The following is a 21,545-nucleotide window of genomic DNA, read 5'->3' as shown; positions in this document are numbered from 1 at the left end:
TACACTATGCTCGAGCGGAATTTCTTTGTCAAATCTATCAATGGCCTACAATCATCATATAGTCCATCATCCTCATGAGATAGTCAATGGTGTCTATGCGTGTTCACTCGTAAGATAAAGGTAGCAAGTGAATCCCTTACAAGAGAGGATGGGCACCCGTGTCAACAATTCAAGAAGTGAAGATTTGGGAGGAAAGTATCGAGATTCCCACCTATGAAGTCGGACAGCCGGACAAGAATCCGATGTTCCTGGAAAAGCGGGTCTATCAAGGAAGCTCGGGACGCGTGTATCCGCTTCCTGTCATTGATAAAATTTACGATGAGAAGGTCATGAAGCCTTACCAGATAGTCTTTTTGGAAAATGAGTTCGTACAGATTCAGATTATGCCGCAGATCGGCGGACGGATCTACCGGGCGATTGATAAAACCAACGATTATGATTTTGTCTATCACAATCAAGTTATTAAGCCAGCACTGGTTGGCCTGACCGGGCCGTGGATCTCTGGCGGTATTGAGTTCAACTGGCCGCAGCATCACCGTCCCAATACCTTTGGTCCGGTGGAATACCGGCTGGAGCAGGGTGAAGACGGAAGCGCTACGGTCTGGGTCAGCGAGATTGACCGGATGAGCGGCACCAAGGTGACCGCAGGATTCACCCTGCATCCCGGCAAGGCTTATCTGGAGATTTCGGCGCAGATGTACAACCGGACACCGGAGCCACAAACCTTCTTATGGTGGGCGAATCCGGCGGTTGCCGTCAACGATCACACCCAGTCCGTGTTCCCTCCGGACGTAACAGCGGTTTTTGACCACGGCAAACGCGATGTCTCGCGCTTCCCGATAGCGACTGGCACCTATTACAAGATGGACTACTCCGAGGGTGTAGATATTTCCCGCTACAAGAACATCCCGGTGCCGACCTCTTATATGGCCTACAAGTCGGACTTTAACTTCGTAGGCGGTTATGATCATGGGGTACAGGCTGGATTATTGCACGTAGCGAATCATCATGTCTCACCGGGTAAGAAGCAGTGGACCTGGGGCAACGGCGAATTCGGCCAGGCGTGGGACCGCAATCTGACTGATGAGGACGGCCCGTATATTGAGCTAATGACAGGCGTGTTCACGGACAACCAGCCGGACTTCACATGGCTCCAGCCGTATGAAGAGAAATCCTTCAAGCAATATTTCATGCCTTATAAAGATATCGGCGTGGTCAAGAATGCTTCGATTGAAGCCGCTGTCAATCTGGAAGTGGATGAGACAGAACGCACGGCTACAGTGTTGGCCTATGCGACATCGGTCTTCGAGGGTGCCGTAATTGAGCTGAAGGGCCGGAGCCGCACCTATGTCTCCGATGAGGTGACCCTCTCTCCGACCTCGACCTACAAGTCAGTCATCACGCTGGACGAGGGCGACCTTCCGCATGATCTTACGGTTACGGTGCGGGATGCTTCTGGACGTCTGTTGATTGCCTACCGTCCGGCGAAGCCGTCCATTGAACAGGTCCCGGATGCAGCTAAGCCGCTGCCGAAGCCGGAAGAACTGCTCACGAACGAGCAACTGTATCTGGCTGGTCTGCACCTTGAGCAATATCGCCATGCCACCTTTGAGCCGGAGTCGTATTACCTCGAAGGGCTGAAGCGCGACCCGGATGATATCCGGATCAACACAGCTTACGGTACACTGCTGCTGCGCCGCGGGCGCTTTGCCGAGGCGGAGGGACATTTCCGCACCGCAGTGAAATCGCTGACTTGGCGGAATCCGAACCCTTATGATAGCGAAGCCTACTATCAGCTCGGGATGGCCTTGAAATTGCAGAACCGGAGCGAAGAGGCCTTCGCTGCGTTCTACAAAGCCGTATGGTCCGCTGCTTGGCAGGACAGCGGATACTTCTCGCTGGCTGGCATCGCTAGCGGCCAGGGGCAATACGGTGAAGCGCTGGAGCTGGTGGAGCGTTCGCTCATCCGCAACAGCCGAAACTACAAGGCGCGCCATCTGAAGGCGGCGCTGCTACGCAGGCTGGGCAAGCCTGCGAAGGGTCTGGCCTTTGCGGAAGAGACGCTGGCGCTCGATCCCGCTGACTTTGGAGCCGCCAACGAACGGTGGGCGGCACTGCTGGCGCTGGGCGAAGCCGCCCAGGCGGAAGCTGCGCTGGCTGAACTGCAGCGCTTCATGCGCGGCGATGTTCATAACACGCTGCAGCTGGCTGCCGATTACATCGGCTCCGGCCTGTATGAAGAGGCCGTGCAGGTCATGGCGCGGATCGCACCGGATGCGGGCACATCCGCCTATCCGATGCTGCACTACACACTGGCCTATGCCTACGCACAGCTTGGCTCGGCTGAGCTTGCGGCAGCACACCGCCAGGCCGGCAGCCAGGCGCCTGCCGATTACTGCTTCCCGAACAGCCTGGTAGATCTGGCTGTGCTGGAGAACGCCATCGCGGCAAACCCTGCCGATGGCATGGCGAACTACTATCTGGGCAACTGGCTGTATGACAAGAAGCGCCACGCGGATGCCATCGCCCACTGGGAAGCGGCTGCGTCGCTCCAGAGCGATTTTCCAACGGTGCACCGTAATCTGGCGCTGGCTTATTTCAACAAACGAAATGATCCACAGGCCGCACTCCAGTCGCTGGAACGTGCTTTTGAATTGAACACAGCCGATGCCCGTGTCTTCTATGAATTGGATCAGCTCTACAAGAAGCTGGGTCGTCCTGCCGACTGGCGCTTTGCCAAACTGGAATCCCATTCGGACCTTGTCGGCAAACGTGATGACCTGTATGTGGAGTTCGTGGCCTTGCTCAATTCTCTGGGGCGGCACGAAGAGGCCATCTCGGTACTGGAAAACCGCAACTTCCATCCATGGGAAGGCGGAGAAGGCAAGGTGACCGGACAGTATGTGTTCGGCCATGTGGAGCTGGGTAAGAAGAAATTGCAAGAAGGAAACTACGAAGAAGCGGTGTCCTTGCTGCTGAAGGCGCGTATCTATCCAGAGAATCTCGGGGAAGGCAAGCTGGACGGCGCGCAGGAGAACAATATCCTGTACTATCTGGGTAACGCGTATGAGGGCTTGGGCAACAGGGAGCAGGCCGAATTCTATTGGAGCGCCGCTTCGCAAGGGCTGGAGGAACCAGCGGGAGCAATGTATTACAACGATCAGCCGCCGGATATGATTTTCTATCAAGGGCTGGCTTGGCAGAAGTTACAAGTCGAGAAGGAAAGCAAACGCCGTTTCAACAAGCTGGTAGATTACGCAGAAAAGCATCTGTTCGATGAAGTGGAATTTGATTACTTTGCCGTGTCGCTCCCGGATTTCCTCGTCTTCGAGGATGATCTGAACAGACGCAATGAAATCCATTGCCGCTACATGCTGGGTCTCGGATTACTTGGCTTGGGACGTACAGAGGAAGCCAAAACCCGGTTCCAAGAGGTGCTGGCGCTGGAAGCCAATCATCAGGGAGCTCTCATCCATCTTAACCTGAGCTAGCGGCTCATAATGAACATCACTGACAAAATAGCGGCAGAATAATACTGGAAGAACACTAGCGGGTGTATACTGGAGGATGATTATTGCAGGGTCGTCTGCGATGATCATCCTCTGGTGGTCTAGAGGGAGGGATATCATGACACATTGGCGGGAAAATAAAATCGAAGGCCATGACGCCTGGATTGGCGAATCGTCACAGCTCTCGGTCTGCATAGTGCCGGGGCTGGGGGCTAAAGCGGTGTCGCTACTGAGCACCCGGACCGGGCGGGAATGGCTATGGCGCAGTGGAAAAGCACTCGGGAATGAGGGATATGGTTCCCCTTTCCCGAATGGGGATGAGAGCGGCTGGGATGAGATGTTTCCCTGCATCGACGCTGGTGAGTATCCGCTGGAGCCTTGGCAAGGCCGGACCATCCCGGATCATGGAGAGGTTTGGTCTCTCCCGTGGGAAGCTCACAGCACAGGGTCCACCCTGAATTGCCAGGTAAAAGGTGAGCAGTTCCCCTACCTGCTGGAGAAGACGTATTCCTTCGGAGCAGATGGTACGCTGCGGATAGACTATGCCGTCACGAATACGTCCGCTGCACCGTTCTCCTTCCTCTGGGCAGCCCATCCGCTGCTGAAGGTACAGGCGGGGATGAAGCTGCATGTACCGAATGGTCTGGATGAGATTGAGATTTCTTATTCGGCAGAGGAAAGGCTTGGCGTCTTCGGGGACAGGCAGCCTTGGCCTCTGGCCCCCAGCTCTGGCGGAACCGTCGATTTGAGTGTGACGGAAGCGAATGAGGGACGATTTGCCGAGAAATATTATTTCATCGGCAAGGCAGAGGCAGGAGTCGCAGCAGTCAGCGATCCTGCGACTGGAGAGTCTATCACGTTCAGCTATCCCGCTGAACAGGTTCCTTATCTCGCCGTCTGGGCCAATTACGGCGGATTCGGCGGCAATTATCAGCTTGCGCTGGAACCGGCCACCGGACGGATGGACCATCTCGGGGAGGCCGTGCGGCGCAACGAGGTCGCCGTTGTTGAAGGCGGCGAAGTGTACCGCTGGCACCTTGAGGTGAGTCTTGTTTAAACTGGGAAATTTAATATATACAAGACGAATAAAAGAAAATAACAACTATATAAGCGAATAAAAGAAATTAACAAAAAGCGAAGATGAGTGAAGGGGGAAGTTTGGGACTGTAGGAGCGGGAGCGCTCGCCTGCCAGCTTTCCATAGGAAAGCTGGCAAAGGTAGCGTATGCCTGAAAGCATTCCATAGGAAAGCTCGCATCGAAATATAGATTGTCAGCAGCAAGACCTATAATCCATGGCTAATCAAATTCAGCGATGTCGCCAGAAGCGGTATATTTTCTTTCTCCAGTCGTCTTAACGGTGAATAAGAGGGGCAAATTCACAACTAAGAGCATTTTTGTACCTTATTTTTCTTGAAAGTAGATAAATGAGTAAAATAAGAGCATTATTGTATCTTATTTTTCGAAAAAGTACGCTGTAATGGGGATTCTGGAAGATTTAAGGTACAATATTGCACTTAATCTCCATAAACCCTTAGCTGCAGAGGATTTAAGGTACGAAAATGCCGTTAATTACAGTTCGATCCTTCTTATATAAAGCTCTCTTTTTTCTTGTCAATGTTTGTTTTTTATGCGTTCTATATAGCGAGAAAGAATGCAGAGGGAAGGTTTGGAACTGTAAGAGCAGTAGTGTATGCCTGTAAGCTTCTATAGGAAGCTAGCATCGAAAGCGCACGACTGCAAGCTTTCCGCAGGAAAGCTCTCACCCGTAAGCGTAAGCATAAGCATAAGCATAAGCTCACGTGATTTCGACCGCCAGAAGTGGTTCATAAAGTAGAAATCCGGGGACAACAGCGGCCGGAAGTCCAAACATCCACCCTAGTGGCGATCGAGCCTTACGTTTGGAACTTACGTTTGGAGCTGTTTGGAACTTACGTTTGGAGCTTACGTTTGGAGCTTACGTTTGGAACTTACGTTTGGAACTTACGTTTGGAACTTACGTTTGGAACTTACGTTTGGAACTTACGTTTGGAACTTACGTTTGGAACTTACGTTTGGAGCTTACGTTTGGAACTTACGTTTGGAGCTTACGTTTGGAACTTACGTTTGGAGCTTACGTTTGGAACTTACGTTTGGAACTTACGTTTGGAGCTGTTTGGAACTTACGTTTGGAGCTGTTTGGAACTTACGTTTGGAGCTTACGTTTGGAGCTTACGTTTGGAGCTTACGTTTGGAGCTTACGTTTGGAGCTTACGTTTGGATCTTAGGTTCGGATATTACGTTTGGAACTTACGTTTGGAACTTACGTTCGGATATTACGTTTGGAACTTACGTTTGGAACTTACGTTTGGAGCTTACGTTTGGAACTTACGTTCGGATCTTACGTTCGGATCTTACGTTTGGATCTTACGTTTGGATCTTAGGTTCGGATCTTACGTTTGGAACTTACGTTTGGATCTTAGGTTTGGATCTTAAGTTTGGATGTTAAGTTCGGATCTTAAGTTTGGATCTTACGTTCAGATCCTAAGTTCGTCATATATAATAGAACAAAATAAAAGAAAAAGATCAATTTATACAGCAGGAGGGACACAGGAATGATCAAATGGCTGTTTATGAACCGGAGCATCCGGACCAAAATCGTATGGAGCAATATGGTGATTTCTCTCGTCCCCCTGCTGATTTTGTCCTATCTGTTTTACCAGACAAGCACTAGCTCGCTGGAGCAGGCAATGATCCGCAGCTCTGACCAGAACGCCGAATATGTGTCGGATAATCTGGACCAATATTTTCGCAATCTATCCACCTCGGCACTCCAGGTTTACGGCTTCAAACGGGTCATTGATCTGATGGAGAACGGAACAAACTATAGTGACGCTAACATTATGGACATCAGGGAATCGCTGGCGGGATACTATCGGCTTGTGGTTAGCAATAATGCCGATATTATCAAGATTACTGTGCTCGGAAGTGATAACACCGTTCAGGACAGCTGGTCCAGAGCCGACAGCTACAATGTCATTGCCCTGAACGATCAGGTTCCCCATTACCGGGAGATTCCTGATCTTCCCTTCCAGCACTCTCTGATGTTCACTTATACGGATCCTGTGATTGAGCAGGATCTTTTTGTGTATGCGATGACCATTTACGATCCTTTTTATAAGAAAAAGTTTGGTTCGCTGGTCTTTTATGTGAAAGGGAAAGACTTCTATAAGAAAATGGAAAAGTATAACCGCTCGCCGAATGTGATCGTCTTGCAGAATGAGCGCGGAGAGACTTTTTACCGTACCAGTGAGGCCTATGCCGGGGAGGTCAAGCCCTACGTCCGTCCGGAGCGGATGATCGACAGCCATGCACACCAGCTGCATTTTTCGCAAAATCGTGAACTGCTAACCAGCACCTCTTACTTGGATCATGCCAACGTCGGACTGAGCGTCTTGTATCCCAGTACGGAGCTGGCGGATAACCGCAGGAACACGCTGCGAATTACCATTGTTGTGCTTATACTGGTCATGCTCGTCATTGCAGGCTTTTCTCTGCTGGCGCAGCAGTTCATCACAAGGCCGATTCAGTATCTCGGCAAAGCGATGCGTGCTGTCCGGAGAGGGAAATTTAACACCACACTAAAGCCCAATCGTTGGCATGATGATTTGTCAGAGCTGACGGCGAACTTTAACTTCATGACAGAGAAGATCCAGGAACTGATTGAGAAGGAGTATAAAATGCAGCTGCGGAACAAGGAAGCCCAGTTTCTGGCACTGCAAATGCAGATTAATCCGCATTTTCTGTACAATACGTTACAGACGATCGGCGGCAAGGCGGTGCTGATCGGGGATTATGAGATTCATGAGATGTGCCGCGCCCTTGGGGATATGTTCCGTTACAGCTTCTATGAAGGAAATATGGAATCGACGCTGGGGCAAGAGCTGGCGCATCTGAACAACTATTTGTATATCCAGCAGCTTCGGTTCGAGGAATCGCTAAAGACGGAGTTTGAGGTGCAGTCGGAGCTGATGGACTGCTCCATGATTCGTTTTATGCTCCAGCCGATCATGGAAAATACGATTGTCCATGCTTTAGGCCAAGAGGATCATCACCTACTCGTGATCGGCGTGACTGCTGTCCGTGAGGGGAAGGATGTGCTGATTGTCATCCGTGATAACGGAACGGGCATGGAGGAGGAGAAGCTGGCCGAGCTGCAAGCCGCACTTTCCAGTCCTTCGCCGGAAGTGTTCTCGGGAGTCTCTATTGGACTGAGGAATGTCCATGAGCGGATTCGGCTATTTTATGGCCCCCCTTACGGCCTTACGCTGGATAGCAGGTTAGGCGAGGGAACAACAGTGAAGATCCGAATTCCATATAAAAAAGCGGGGGCTGAGCATGTATAAAGTGATGGTCGTGGACGATGAGCTATGGGGCCGCAGGGCGATCAGCAAGATGATCAGCGAACTGAACCTGGATGCCGAGGTCATCGCGGAAGCTAGACATGGGGAAGAAGCGCTTAAGCTGATCGGGGTCAGCAAGCCGCATATCGTGGTTACCGATATGAACATGCCGGTCATGGACGGACTGCAATTTCTGGAGCATCTTCATGAGCACCACAGCGACATCCGGGTGATCGTGATCAGCGGGTATTCCCAGTTTGAGTATTTGCATGGGGCTATTCGCTATCAGGCCTGCGAGTATTTGCTCAAGCCGGTTTCTATAGGCGAATTGCGCAGCGCGATGATCAAGGCGGCAGAACTGAGCCGCACATACAGAAGTCATCAGCAGCAGAAAAAGGAAGCTGTAGATCTGCTCAAGCTGAAGCGGAGCGCTTTTTTGCAAAATGTCACTGCAGAAAGGATCACTAATCCATCAGACATCCTTAAGCATCAGGAAGAATTGCAGATTCCTTCTGGCCTGGAGCATTCCCGGTTGGTAGTGATGATGTTCCGGCATTTTCAGGAGACAGCCCGTACCCGGTTTCACGGCAACGCCGATCTGCTGATGTTCAGCATCGAGAACATTTTGCATGAGCTTTTGCAGGATGAACTGGCGCTGGTCTACAAATCGGATGATCGTCTGCGAATTTGCCTGGTCGTGAATGGGACGCTGACTACCGGGACACAGGGGCCTGCCTGGTTACCGGAGTTCCACAAGGCTGTTCAGCGGATGCTGAAGCTGGAGGTCTGCGCCGGACTCAGTCCGTCTTTCAGTGAACTAGCCGAGCTGCCGCATATGTTCCGTGCTGCCAATAAAGCCATCGGGGGAGCCCGGCTGCATGATTCCGGCTGCGGTCTATACCCTGCAGAGGATCAAATCGAGACCAGGGGCGGCGGTCTGCTAACTTCCTTTGATTTGCAGGCTCTCCGTCAAGCGGTGGCCTCCGGTAATGTGAAGGAGGTCCGGGAGCTGCTGCACAATTATTTGACAAAGGTAATGGAATGCGGAGTGATCACGGTGAGCGAGGTTCAGCAGGAGCTGACGAGAATTATGGACGTGGCAGTCTCGGAGCTGAAGGTGATGGTATCGGCTTCTCCTACGGTCTTTGATCCCCAGTCCATCACAGGCATTATGGATGACAGAGAAGTCACCTTGCTGCTGGGCCGCTGGCTGGAGGCGATTGAGGAGTACAGTACGGACCGGAACGAATCCGAATCAATCCAGATGATTCAGAGCATCGCCGCTTTTTTGGATGACCATTACTTTGAAGATATCAGTCTGATTGATGTTGCCACTAGATTTCATATGGACCCAAGCTACCTGAGCAAACTGTTCAAGTCGGTGACCTCAGAGAATTTCATCGAATATCTGACCCGCAAACGGATGGAAAAGGCGTGCGAGCTGCTGCGTGCTTCCGACCGGAAAATCAGCGATATCTCCGAGCTTGTGGGCTATGAGAATCAGCGTTATTTCAGCCAGGTGTTCAAAAAGAGCACGGGACAGACGCCTTCGGAATACCGGGACAGCCATCTGCGGCGGGACTGATTACAAAAATTTGAACATACGCTGCACCATTTATTTTATTACGGTTTCTCCCGGAAGCCGGTACGATAAAAGCAGGACATAAAGAGCCATATAAGCTGAACTTAAGAATCACGTATCGCGAGCCGGCCATTCAGATTCTTAAGTTCAATCTGTATAGCGTCCAACGCTTGAACTAGATGAAGGGGGAAATTACGTTGAAAAAATGGATGTCCATCAGTCTTGGTGTCATGCTGCTGAGTACCTTGTTATCCGCATGTGGCGGAGGCAATAATACACCGTCTGCGGGCGGGAATGCCGAAGGCGCTCCCAGCAGTGGAGGCAATACGAATACGAAGTCTGAAGAACCGGTGACGATTAAGTTCATGCACTTCAAGAGCGATTTTACCGATCAGATTGCTAAGATTGTAGAGCAATTCGAGAGCGAAAATCCTAATATCAAGGTCGAAATACAGCCAGTCAAATACGATGATTACTATACCCTGCTTAAAACCAAGCTGGCAGGCGGTGACGTCATTGACGTCTTTACGCTAAATGCTGGTTTCAATACGCAACTCTTTGCGGATGGCGGTTATCTGACAGATCTTACGGGACAGCCTTTTTTGAACAACTTTGATGAAAGCGTAGTCAAAGGCCAGGCGACAGGTGGCAAGAACTACGTGATGCCGCTGAACGCGAACCCGATTGCAGTGTTCTATAACAAAAAAATCTTCAAGGATCTGGGCCTTGAGGTTCCGAGAACCTATGATGCTCTGATCGCAGCCGCTGAGAAGATCAAAGCAGATGGTAAAACCCCGTTCGCTCTTGGCTGGAAAGACGGATGGACGATGACCATGTGGAATACCCGTGATCTGCCGAGCAACAGTGCCTTGGTAGAAGGTCAGCCAGACTTCTTCGAGAAGATAGAGAAAGGTCAGGCGAAGTTCGCGGACAATCCTGCGGTAAAAACAACGATAGAGCATGCCGCGAAGCTGTTTGAGCTCGGTAACAAGGATCAGCTGGGCGTGGACTACAACGGCGCTGTCGATCTTTTTGCTAAAGGAAATGTCGGTATGATGTATATGGGCACTTGGCCACTCCCGGATATTGAGAAGAAGAATCCTGATCTGTACAACAATGATTTGGGCTACTTCCCGTACCCCTTCAGCAACGACGAGAGCCTGAACAAGCTGGATTTTAACGCAGACGCATCACTTGCTATCGGCAGCAAGACCGAGCACAAGGAAGCTGCACTCAAATTCCTGGAATTCATGTCCAGCAAAGAGGGCGGGGATGCCTGGGTGGAGAACATCAAATCCTTAAGCTATGTTAAGGGAACCTCTACCGATATTGCCCCTGCCATCAAGGATTTGCAGCCGTACTTCGATAATGGTCAGACCTATGATTCCCAGCTTTATTTGGCGAAGACGACCATTGACTGGCGGGCTCCATTTGATCAGAACCTGCAAAATCTGTTCTTTAAGAAAGTTACGCCGGAGCAGATTATTTCCAATATGGACGACTGGTTGAGCAAGAACCATAAATAGCGCTCAGTAGACAAAGAGACGTGGGGGAAGGCATGGAGGAACACTCTGTGTCTTTTACCCTGCGGGAAGAAAGGATATGAGACTTATGGGGAATCTCCAGCGTGCCCTGCGGAAAGAGATGTGGTACCTTCTTTTTATTGTGCCGGGTGTTTGTCTGTTTATTATGGCGGTTGTTATTCCGCTGATCATGGGAGCGCGTTATTCTTTTACAAACTGGGATGGTGTGTCTAATAAGTTCGCTTTTGTCGGCTGGGATAACTATGTAAAAGCGTATCAGGACCCTGGTTTCTGGGCTGCTCTTGGCAATACAGCCAAATACGCGCTCATACTGACGCTGCTTGTGAATGTGTTCTCTCTGTTGCTTGCGCTGGTACTGGATGCTTTTCTGCCACTGCGCAATGTATTCCGGACGATTTTTTTTCTGCCGAGTGTGATTTCAATCGTTCTGTCGGGGTTTATTTGGAGCTATAACTACAGCACAGGGATTCCCCAATTGCTGAGCCACTTCGGACTGGATGTCACAAGCCCGCTCGGCAATCCTGATTATGCCTTGTTCGGGCTGATTCTTGTAGCGCTGTGGCAGGGGATTGGCTCGCCGATGATCATTTATATTGCCGGTCTGCAAGGTATTCCGCAGGAACTCAGCGAAAGTGCCAAGATTGACGGAGCAGGGGTGTGGAAATCCTTCCGTCATATCACCTTCCCCTTGCTCGCGCCTTCAGTTACCATTAACCTGTTGCTGGTGCTGACCGGGTCGCTGAAGGTATTTGATCTGGTCTTCGTAACTACGAACGGGGGGCCGGGCTTCGCCACAGAGGTCGTGTCCACGTATATCTACAGGACTTCCTTTTCTTCCTTCCAGGGCGGGTACGGGATGGCGTTGTCCATGATGTTCTTCCTGATCCTGGTGATCGTTACAGTTGTGCAAATGTCCATTTCCCGCAGACGGGAGGTGGAGATGTAATGAAAAAGACGCGAATCGCGGTTTTTGTACTGATTTTGGTGTTGGCCTTGATTTTTTTGTTTCCTTTATATATTGCCGTATTGATGTCGGTCAAAACAGCCAAGCAAACCTTTGATTCTTTTTATGCTCTGCCGTCCAGCCTTGATTTTTCTAATTATCTGCACGCTTGGCAGACCTCGAAATTCCCGGTGGCGATTAGCAACAGTCTTATCATCACAGGTTTATCTGTGGTGCTGATTGTACTGGTATCTGCCTTAGCTGGTTATTCGATTGCAAGAAGGAACAAGCCTTTTTATAACATCATATTTCTGCTGTTTCTGTCGGGAATGATGATTCCGTTTCAGGTGACGATGCTCCCATTGTATAAGCTTGGAAAAACCCTGCATATGCTCAATACGCATTGGGGCATTATCCTGATCTACGGGGGATTTGGTATCCAGATGGGCGTGCTGTTCTATACAGCTTTTATCAAGCAAATCTCGCGGGAAATCGAGGAAGCGGCCACGATTGACGGCTGTTCTACACCGGGAATCTTCTTCCGTGTGATTCTTCCTTTGTTAAAGCCGGTGACGGCAACGGTGGTTGTGTTGAATGCACTGTACATCTGGAATGATTTTCTGCTGCCTTTGCTTTATTTGCAGGACAATCAATACCGGACCATCCCGCTGCAGCAATATTTCTTCTTCGGTCAATACAGCAGTGATTTGAACCTGGCGTTCGCTTATGCGGTCATGGGAATGATCCCGGTCATCGTCTTCTTCCTGCTGATGCAGAAATTTATCATTAAGGGGATCGCTGCAGGCGCAGTCAAAGGATAACCTGATAAATGAATGGAGTGTTTTACGTTGGCGATTCAGTATTTGGAACAGGAACGAATTTTTGAAATCCGGATGAAGCAATCCTCTTATATTTTGGGCATTAATGAAAAAGATAGTGTGCAGCATCTGTACTGGGGCGAGCCAGTAGAGGCACGCGACTGCGTGGGCCTGCTGGCTGCGCGCACTCACAGTTCCTTTGACGCCGACTTGAACGGCGAGCTGGAGGAGTACGGCGGTTGGGGAGGTAGCAGCTATACCGAGCCTTGCCTGAAAGTGAAATTCGGTGATGGGGTCCGTGACCTGAAGCTGCAATACACAGGACATGAAATTGTCAGTGACAATGAACTGGTGATCATCCTGACCGATGCCCATTACTCGCTGCGGGTGGAGGTCTGCTATAAAGCAGTTATTCAACATGATCTGGTCGAAAGAGTTGTGAAGGTCACGAATGAAGAAGATCTGCCTGTGGGTATTAACCAGGTTATGGCGGCGGCGTGGTCGCTCCCGGTATTGCCTGCTTACCGGCTGACGCATGTCACAGGCCGCTGGTCTGGAGAATATCAGCTTCGCTCCCAGCTGCTGACCGAGGGCAAGAAGGTGCTGGAGTCCAGAAGAGGATTCACGGGACCGCATGCCAATCCATGGTTCGCGATTGATGGAGGCCAAGCAACGGAGACTCAGGGCAAGGTCTGGTTCGGAGCCTTGGGTTGGAGCGGTAACTGGAAGATTGTCGCAGAGAAGTCCAGCTTCGGCCGACTGCGTATCGTCGGCGGGATCAATGATTTTGACAGCTCGTTCACACTTTCGCCGGGAGAGAGCTACACCTCGCCAGTATTTACAGGCGGGTTCGCTGCGAACGGCTTTGGGCAAATGAGCCGCAATCTGCATCGCTATCAAAGCGAATGCATCCTTCCAGGCTCGCGGATTAGAAGAGTGCTCTATAACTCCTGGGAAGCGACGGAGTTCGCTGTAACTGCCGAAGGCCAAAAAGCGCTGGTCCGACAGGCGGCCCGGATGGGCACGGAGTTGTTCGTCGTGGATGACGGCTGGTTTGGCAGCCGGAACAGTGACCGGGCAGGTCTCGGGGATTGGACCGTAAACCCGGAGAAATTCCCGCTGGGTCTTCAAGAGCTGATAGATGATGTGAAAGGACTGGGCATGGATTTCGGATTGTGGGTAGAGCCGGAATCCGTCAACCCGGATAGCGACCTGTACCGGGAGCACCCGGATTGGGTCTATCAGTTCCCGAACCGTGAAGGGACACTGCTTCGCAATCAGCTGTTGCTGAATTTAGGCAAGCCTGAGGTCAAGGACTTTGTGCTTGATTTTATGACTGAACTGCTGAGTACCCACGACATTTCCTTTATTAAATGGGATATGAACCGGACGGTCACAGAGCCAGGGATGCTGCCGCTGAAAGAGCATGAAGACCAGTCCGTGTGGATCAAGCATGTGGATCACCTGTATGAAATTTGGGCAGAGCTGAGACACCGCTTCCCGCAGGTGGAATTCGAGACCTGTGCCGGCGGCGGTGCACGGATCGACCACGGCATTTTGCGGTTCGCCGACCAAGCGTGGATCAGCGACAATACGGATGCCCGCGACCGCTTGAGCATACAGGAGGGCTTCACTTATGCCTACAGCCCATCCATTATGATGTGCTGGGTGACAGAATCGCCGCATGGTATGAACGGCAGAAATCTGCCGCTCTCGTTCCGCTTCCACAGCGCCATGATGGGCGGCCTTGGCATTGGAGCGAATATCGGCAACTGGTCCGATGAGGAAATAGCCGAAGCAGGGCGGTATGTGCAGCTGTATAAAGACATTCGCCATGTCATCACGGAGGGAAGTCTGTACCGGCTGTCCTCGTTCCGTGAAGGCGATATTGCAGCCAGCCAATACATCAGCCAAGATGGACAGGAGAGCGTGGTCTTTGCCTTCCAGCAGGCCCAGTATTTCGGTTCCGCGGAGAAAAGACTGACTCTGCAAGGGCTTGACCCGCAAGGCGTATATCTCGTGCAAGATGAGAAGGGCGAAGCCGGTACGACATGGCACGGCTCCAGCCTGATGAATCTTGGCCTGCCGCTGACCCTGTGGGGCGATTACGCCAGCCAGTTGTTCCGCTTGACGCGCCAGTCGTAAGCGGGCGGATCTATGGGTGAAATGTGAAAGAGAAGAAGCGTCCCCGATGTACGATTGGGGACGCTTCTTTGCGTTATGAAGTTTTGCTAGTTGTTGTTATGGTGTTTTGTTGCTTGTTGTTATAATGTTTTGTTGCTTGTTGTTATGATGTTTTGTTGCTTGTTGTTATGATGTTTTGTTGCTTGTTGTTATGATGTTTTGTTGCTTGTTGTTATGATGTTTTGCTAGTTGTTGTTATGATGTTTTGCTGCTTGTTGTTATAAATAGCTGTGCTACAGCACGATGAGCCACACTATTCGCTGTCGGGGATAAGTGCTTGATGATTGATCTCTATAAGGGTTCATGTTGTTGTCTATATAAAACGCATTTGAAAACCAACGTAATTTCGAAAATGACTTCGACGTCTCAATAACGGGTTTCTTGTATCCTAAGGTACAAAATGAACCCTTGGTTCACAAGGATTTCACTCATTCAAGTGACAAATACGCCGAAAAGCTCAACTTTACTCGATAGGGCATTGGAATAACGGGAATAACTCCTGTTATTTTGATTAAATTCTCTTCTTTTCTAAAAATAACTGGAAAATATACCGTTAGTCACCTCAGATTAGACCATATTACGGATAAAAGAGGTTTTTAACGGGAGAAATTCCCTTTATTGACGACAAATAAGCTGAAAAGAAACAATTAACGGTATTTTTTCCTGTTATCAAAGTCCTCTTAAGCTCGAACTTGGCCTCAGGTGAATAGTCCGGTGAAGTGTGGACCAAGGATTTCGACCCGCTGATCCAGGACGTTAGATTATTAAGTTCACACTATATAGCTATCATATTTATCTTCCTAATGTGAGTACTTCACGATGGTGATTACTTCACCTGGCGCGGTCATGATCCGGCCCACTTCACCCAACAATGCAAGCTGTTCCCCGGACGAGAGTGTGCATAGCGCACCATCTTCCCAAGGGATGTAGAAGGAGAGGGGAGCGCCAGCTTCGCTGATGATCTCAATCCACTCTGGCTCACCATCGCCGAATGCCGCACTGACCAGGAAGCCGCCCACAGCGCGCAGCGTATGGAATTTTGCGTGCTGTCCATCCGGCCAATTGGGGAAGAAGCGCAGGTGCCCGTTGTAGCTTTGCAGCAGGCATTCATTAATAACCGCAGGCAGGGAGAAATTCTCGAACCACACGCCCATCCGGGACATGAAATCGAAATTCTCTGTGTCCGCATAACGGCCGCCACTCATTAGGACACGGTCTGTGCAGGTTCCGTTTGGCAGTAAGCAATATTGGATTTGCCGCTTGAAGCGCTCCAGATCCAATACACCAAGGCGGGCACCGGCAAGATGATAGAATACCAACTCATTACCGCCCTCATTGCGGTGATTAAGATAGGAATTCACTGCTGTTTGGTAGTCTTCTTCGGAGGAATGCAGGCCATGATCTTCTCCTGGAAAGACGGTTGTGAGCGGAACTGGCACGTTATAGACAACTTCGGGATTCTCGCCTTCTACCGATACGAAGACGCGTCCGTTTCGGGATTCGGCTGTAGGGTAGGACGGGAAATGGTTAAGGATTTCTTCTACCTCACCCAGCAGCTCAGTCTCCTCTTGCTCTGATCCAAGCACGGCACAGGCTTGAATGAACGCCCGAAAAATAAACCGGGTCAATGTCAGGTCGATGAGGCAGTCGCTGTTTTTGGCAAAACCGGGTGTGATCTCGTACAGCTCTGGCACAACTGTCGGGAAAATATGATAATTCTCGTCTCCCCACTGTTGTCCGCGTGCTTCCGGGCGTTTCATATAATCTACCATAAATAGAACAGCTTCCTTAATCGGCTGGAAAGCCCGGTCACGCAGGAAGACAGCATCCATGGAATAAAGATAGTGCCACCAAAGACTTTGCACAGTCCACGGCGTTTCGCAGATTTCCCAGCCCCAGTGCGGTACAGGGTAAGGCATCATCGTCATTTCCACCGGATAGGCTGAGTGCGGGAAATAAGCTCCGCGCAGGCCGTAGTAATCTCGCGCCCAGGTTTGGCTGACGGGCAGTACGTGATCCACCATATCGACATAAGGCAGGTGCTTGTCGAGATGATTGCTGGAGAACGCCAGCCAGAAGGGCTGCTGTGTATTGTAGTTCATATGATAGTCGCCATGCCAGTCCGCACCGATTTTCCGATAGCTCCAGTTGGCGAACAGTCCAGGACAAGTAACCCCTTCCTTCACGGAGCAGTTGAAGAAATACAGATTCCGGTACCAGATACGCTCCAGGAATTCATCCTCCAGTGCGACGGAGGAACGACTCCAGTATTCTCGCCAGAGTGTTGCTGTTACTTCTTTGGCTTCAGCGAAACTTCCTAGCTCGGGCGGCACCGCGAACGCTGTCGCCTGAACTTCGCTGCTAAGACCTTCCCACAGCTCGACGCAGGCAATGAAGCCTTGCTGCTCTTGCTGCGCTTCAGATTTATCCTGAGATAAATGATCCTGCGCGGCCGCGTGGACCTTAGTTTCTGGCGTTGCTGCTGTCTGTTCCACTGAAATGACCGGTTCGCCCGAAGTGTGCTCCGGATGCAGACTGGGCACTTTCGAAACGCCAGCCACACTGGAAACGCCAGATACGTCGAACACGCTAGAAACGCTAGAAACGCCGCAGACGTCAGAAACGCTAGAAACGCCGCAGACGTCAGAAACGCTGGAATCGCCGCAGACATCAGAAACGCTGAAAACGCCAGCCACACCAGATATTCCAGTCGCTCTAACCGCAAGCCGAAACGCCTTGTCGCTCGCCAGTCCGATATAAGGAGCGGGTGGTTGTTCTACACGCGGCAGTATCTGCGTGAAGTGTTGTACTCCCGTTAGGGTGTCGGTTATGACTTCTGCTTGTGGGAATTCCGGCGGTGTTTCCGGGTCGGGGATCAGCTTGATCTCCGTGAACAGCGGAACCGCCATACCGCTAGCGGCATCGGTTACCTTCATCCAGACACGGTCATGGTCTCCCTCCACGAACAACTCGAACACGGCGGGCTTGCCTTGTATCAAAAAATCAATCGTGCAACGCCCATCGGCAATATGCACAGTATGGCCCAGCACCTCGGCATTCCGCCGATCATACCGAAGCAGCAACGAACCGCAAGGCATTGGCTTGGGGTAGGCTTTGCGGTAATTATCGCCGGCCATTTCACAATATTGTTTATACCACGGGTTATCGGTGACTTGCGCCAAATCAGCCGGGAGAGCAGCGAATCGGTCAAACACCTCCTGAAAGGTCATAATCTCGTCCTTATGCTCCTCCGCAATCCGGATATCCCACACATTGTTATGTCCAAAATGCAGCATCACCGCATCCGGCCGGGTCGTGACGACCACGCCTAATCCACCGTTGCCCAGCAAAGCGCCTTCAAAAAAATCCGTTGCCGGTCCGTTGAACTTAATATCATGCAGGCGGGCCCGTTCATATCCCATGTGCTTATTTTTTAACTTGCCAGCTTGTTTAACGTTCTTATGCATCTTGTGTTCCTCCCCGTCATATCATGCTATTCACAGTTCCTAATGTATCTGAATGTCGGATTGCTGTATTTAGCGGGAGGTCCAATAGTTGCACGATTGGCGGATGAATTGATAGAGCCGGAGAAGTGTACCCAGGCTTCCCAATTGTACCTTTCGGCCAAGGAGGGAACACGGTAAGATCGAAATATAGAAAGCGCTAACATTATATAGCGCAATTGTTAAGTCGGCAGGGGAGGGGTACCTTGTTTCACCAAGAGTAGCAGCTGGTTCCGGAACAAAAACTCGGGCTTGAGCTAGAATATTTTTTGAAAAGAATGTACTGCTGCTTATCCTATCGTACTTTTGTATCGCAAATCTATCCGTAACTATTCTATCAACCATGAAGGAATGAATAACAAATGGCCAAAAATTCAAAGACAAAATCGGGATTTCCTTATGTTTTTACAGTGATTGCAATCAGCGTGCTTATTCTTGCCGGGGCGCTAATCTTTCTGAAAGGCTCGGGCACAGCCTCCGATCTGAAGGGGCTACCTAACTATACGGAAATCAAAGGGGATTATGACGCGAAAGGTCTGAAATATGAGAAGCAGCCCCATCTGGGTAGTCCGGACGCCAAGGTCAAAGTCATCGAGTTTGCGGACTTTAAGTGCCCGGCGTGTAAGAACTGGAAGCAGGCTTATTTTGAACGTTTTCAACAAGAGTTTATCGAGACCGGTAAGGTGGAGCTTTTTTTCATAAACTATGCTTTTATTGATCGTGATTCCATTATGGCCGCTAGTGCAGGGGAAGCTATTGCCGCACAGAACAACGAGAAATTTTGGGAGTTCATGAGCAAACTCTATGACCACCAGGGTGATGAGACCCAGATTTGGGCGACCCCCAAGTTCTTGAAGGATTTCGTTAAGGAGAATATCAGTGGTATCGACTATGACCGGTTTGCCAAGGATCTGGACGATCATACGTATATGCTTTCGGTAAAAGAAGACTTCAAAACAGGAGCGAATTACGGCGTGAACGGAACTCCGCAGTTCATGGTAGATGGCAAGCTGTTGCCTAGCTCCTCCTATGAAGAACTGGCTGCAGCTATAGAGTCACAACTTGCCGCCAAATAAAATCGCCTGGATCGGCACTGAGGAACACATCCTGCTGAGACTCGATTTGAACAAGCTATAGTAAATTGTTTACAATGGTGTTGTTTGGTCACGCTTACCTTGATCAAGTAATTAAATGGAATATTGGAGGGACTTACCTCATGAACTTTACTTCCTTGCATCCCTATGTATATCTTGCGACCCGATACCCTTTTTCCAAAGGGCAGTCCAGTTCTCCGCGGATATGCTACACCAGTTCCATTTACTTGATCAGCGAGGGGTATGGCGTGTTGTGTACAAATGGGGAGCGTACCCGGCTTGGTCCGGGTGCGCTTGTTTATCTTCCGGCGGGGCAGCCACATGAATGGCTGGCTGATTCGCAGGAGCCAATGGTCCACCTATGCTGCTATTTCGATTGGTCCTATGTCGAGCGAGCGGCGTTTTTTGATACAGCTTGTCCAGTCTGTTACCCGCCCGAGCCGTTGTTGGAGGAACTTGTGGGTCCTCCATTCCCTTATTCGCTTACGGAAATCGTCATGGTGGAATCCGTGCGTATTTGGCAGGAGCTCTTCCAGAACTTTTATAAAACCGCTAGCTTTACCAATGAGCAGACCTTCATGCGCAGCTTGACGATTCAGCGGAATTTCCAGACCTTCATCGATTACTTCCTGAATAGCTTGCTGAAGGACCAGCAGATTCCAGACCGCAGGATCAGTCAACTGCTGGAGGTAATGGAGCAGGATTTGCTCCACGATGCTCCAAAACCGTTGGAGGTTTATTACACCAATCTTAATATGAGCCGCGGGCATTTTTTTGAACTGTTCCGCAAATCTACCGGCTGCTCACCCATTCAGTATATGAATCTCTTTCGAATCGGCCGAGCGAAGGAAGACCTGCTCCACACCACACTCAGCATCACAGAAATCGCCGAAAAATATCATTTCAGCTCTGTGCATTACTTTTCCCGGTTGTTTCACCAGCTTACAGGCCAGTCCCCACGGCAGTTTCGTCAGAAGTAGGTCTGGGCATATACATTAGCACCCCTTCGGGCTCATTGGATCTATTCTATGGGAATTGGAGGGGTGTTTGCATTGTAATTAGTAGTAAGGGGATACTTCCAATGGTGGCTCCAAAGAGTAAGATGGGATGTTAGAAGAATGAAAGTGGAGGATAACAAAATGAATTACTTACAAACAAGCAAAGAAGTATCTTATGCACTTAGACATGCGCCGTGGGATTACCAGTTGGAATTGGACCCGGAAGGCTGGGTGAGAATGGAGCAGCTGTTGTCCGCTTCACGTCTGAAATCTGGTTTACTATCACGGTTTCCTCTGCTACAACATATTCTGTAAGAGAATATGGGGAGGGGCGATTGTTTGGTGTTAACTTTGGCGGTAGCTAAGCATATGGCAGAAGTTGGGGAGCATAAAGCTCGGCAAATGGGAATACGGATTGCGATTTCAATTGTGGACGATGGAGGGCATTTGCTTGTCTTAAATCGAATGGAGCGAACCCGGATTGCCAGCGTAGAAATTTCGAAAAACAAAGCTTGGACAAGTATCAGCATGCAGCAGCCAACTGCGAATTTGAAACAGTCTGCTCAGCCGGGAGGCCCTGCATTCGGCATTAATACGACCCATGAAGGCAGACTCGTCATTCTTGCGGGCGGTATTCCGTTAAAAATTGGCGATCATTTCGTCGGCGGGGTTGGCGTAAGCGGAGGGAGCGCTGATCAGGATATCGAAATAGCGACTGCTGCCGTTCAAGCCTTTGAATCGATGGTTGCCGGGAAGTCGAATGGAGTCAACGTCAATGCCCGTATCGGCTCGTACCGGTATTAAGGATTGCGGACCGGATTTACATTGCAGAGCCTTCGGGTGACCGAGGTTCTGCTTCTGCTTGCCGGCTGGACAAGCCGTGATTCTCAAACTTGGCGGTTGTATGCTAGGCTAAAGCTGAGCAGCAGACAACCATTTGCCGGACTCTTCACATCCTAAAAAGCATCGCGCATGATCATATAATTGGTT

12 protein-coding genes and 1 pseudogene are annotated in these 21,545 nt (G+C 50.3%); 12 read left to right on the top strand and 1 reads right to left on the bottom strand.

Going from position 1 to position 21,545, the window contains the following annotated elements; translation table 11 throughout:
- The first annotated feature begins 158 nt into the window (after positions 1–158).
- The 8 genes from ACFRAM_RS06920 to ACFRAM_RS06885 all read left to right on the top strand — a co-directional run bounded on the left by ACFRAM_RS06920 (position 159) and on the right by ACFRAM_RS06885 (position 14,921).
- A complete protein-coding gene (locus tag ACFRAM_RS06920) occupies positions 159–3,491 on the top strand; it encodes a tetratricopeptide repeat protein (RefSeq protein WP_379465132.1) in 3,333 nt (1,110 codons plus the stop codon).
- 136 nt (positions 3,492–3,627) lie between these two features.
- The gene (locus ACFRAM_RS06915) at positions 3,628–4,566 is read left to right on the top strand and encodes an aldose epimerase family protein (RefSeq protein WP_379465131.1); all 939 of its coding nucleotides are present in this window, start codon (positions 3,628–3,630) and stop codon (positions 4,564–4,566) included.
- A 1,535-nt stretch (positions 4,567–6,101) separates the two neighbouring features.
- Entirely contained in the window at positions 6,102–7,892 is a 1,791-nt protein-coding gene (locus ACFRAM_RS06910) for a sensor histidine kinase (protein WP_379465130.1), read from the top strand.
- A complete protein-coding gene (locus tag ACFRAM_RS06905; protein WP_379465128.1) occupies positions 7,885–9,474 on the top strand; it encodes a response regulator transcription factor in 1,590 nt (529 codons plus the stop codon). The genes ACFRAM_RS06910 and ACFRAM_RS06905 overlap by 8 nt, the downstream gene beginning before the upstream one ends.
- 194 nt (positions 9,475–9,668) lie before the next feature.
- Positions 9,669–10,997 (top strand): ABC transporter substrate-binding protein, encoded by a 1,329-nt coding sequence (locus ACFRAM_RS06900; RefSeq protein WP_379465127.1) that lies wholly within the window; start codon positions 9,669–9,671, stop codon positions 10,995–10,997.
- Positions 10,998–11,073: 76 nt separating this feature from the next.
- Positions 11,074–11,961, top strand: coding sequence for a carbohydrate ABC transporter permease (locus tag ACFRAM_RS06895; RefSeq protein ID WP_246316924.1), 888 nt, complete (start codon positions 11,074–11,076; stop codon positions 11,959–11,961).
- Positions 11,961–12,779: a carbohydrate ABC transporter permease gene (locus ACFRAM_RS06890; protein ID WP_246316925.1), complete on the top strand. Its 819-nt coding sequence runs from the start codon at positions 11,961–11,963 to the stop codon at positions 12,777–12,779. The genes ACFRAM_RS06895 and ACFRAM_RS06890 overlap by 1 nt, the downstream gene beginning before the upstream one ends.
- Positions 12,780–12,806: 27 nt before the next feature.
- Entirely contained in the window at positions 12,807–14,921 is a 2,115-nt protein-coding gene (locus ACFRAM_RS06885) for an alpha-galactosidase (protein WP_379465126.1), read from the top strand.
- Between the two features lie 839 nt (positions 14,922–15,760).
- On the opposite strand, the gene ACFRAM_RS06880 is transcribed toward ACFRAM_RS06885, so the two are convergent.
- On the bottom strand, positions 15,761–18,427 hold the full coding sequence (locus ACFRAM_RS06880) for a glycosyl hydrolase family 95 catalytic domain-containing protein (RefSeq protein ID WP_379465125.1): 2,667 nt from the start codon (positions 18,425–18,427) through the stop codon (positions 15,761–15,763).
- Positions 18,428–18,825: 398 nt separating this feature from the next.
- Between ACFRAM_RS06880 and ACFRAM_RS06875 the strand changes: the two genes are divergently transcribed.
- The 4 genes and pseudogenes from ACFRAM_RS06875 to ACFRAM_RS06860 all read left to right on the top strand — a co-directional run bounded on the left by ACFRAM_RS06875 (position 18,826) and on the right by ACFRAM_RS06860 (position 21,359).
- The gene (locus ACFRAM_RS06875; protein ID WP_379465123.1) at positions 18,826–19,539 is read left to right on the top strand and encodes a DsbA family protein; all 714 of its coding nucleotides are present in this window, start codon (positions 18,826–18,828) and stop codon (positions 19,537–19,539) included.
- Between the two features lie 140 nt (positions 19,540–19,679).
- Complete coding sequence (locus ACFRAM_RS06870; protein WP_379465121.1) at positions 19,680–20,537, top strand: helix-turn-helix domain-containing protein; 858 nt, start codon at positions 19,680–19,682, stop codon at positions 20,535–20,537.
- Between the two features lie 159 nt (positions 20,538–20,696).
- Positions 20,697–20,819 (top strand): annotated as a pseudogene (locus ACFRAM_RS06865) (RNA 2'-phosphotransferase); the annotation flags it as partial.
- 78 nt (positions 20,820–20,897) lie between these two features.
- The gene (locus ACFRAM_RS06860) at positions 20,898–21,359 is read left to right on the top strand and encodes a GlcG/HbpS family heme-binding protein (protein ID WP_379465529.1); all 462 of its coding nucleotides are present in this window, start codon (positions 20,898–20,900) and stop codon (positions 21,357–21,359) included.
- The last annotated feature ends 186 nt before the right edge of the window (positions 21,360–21,545 follow it).

The sequence above is a fragment of the Paenibacillus sp. NPDC056722 genome, from assembly GCF_042790635.1.
GTDB classification, from domain to species: Bacteria; Bacillota; Bacilli; order Paenibacillales; family Paenibacillaceae; genus Paenibacillus_AQ; species Paenibacillus_AQ agri.
The sequence above is the reverse complement of the archived record's forward strand: the minus strand, read 5'-3'. Positions and strand labels throughout refer to the sequence as shown.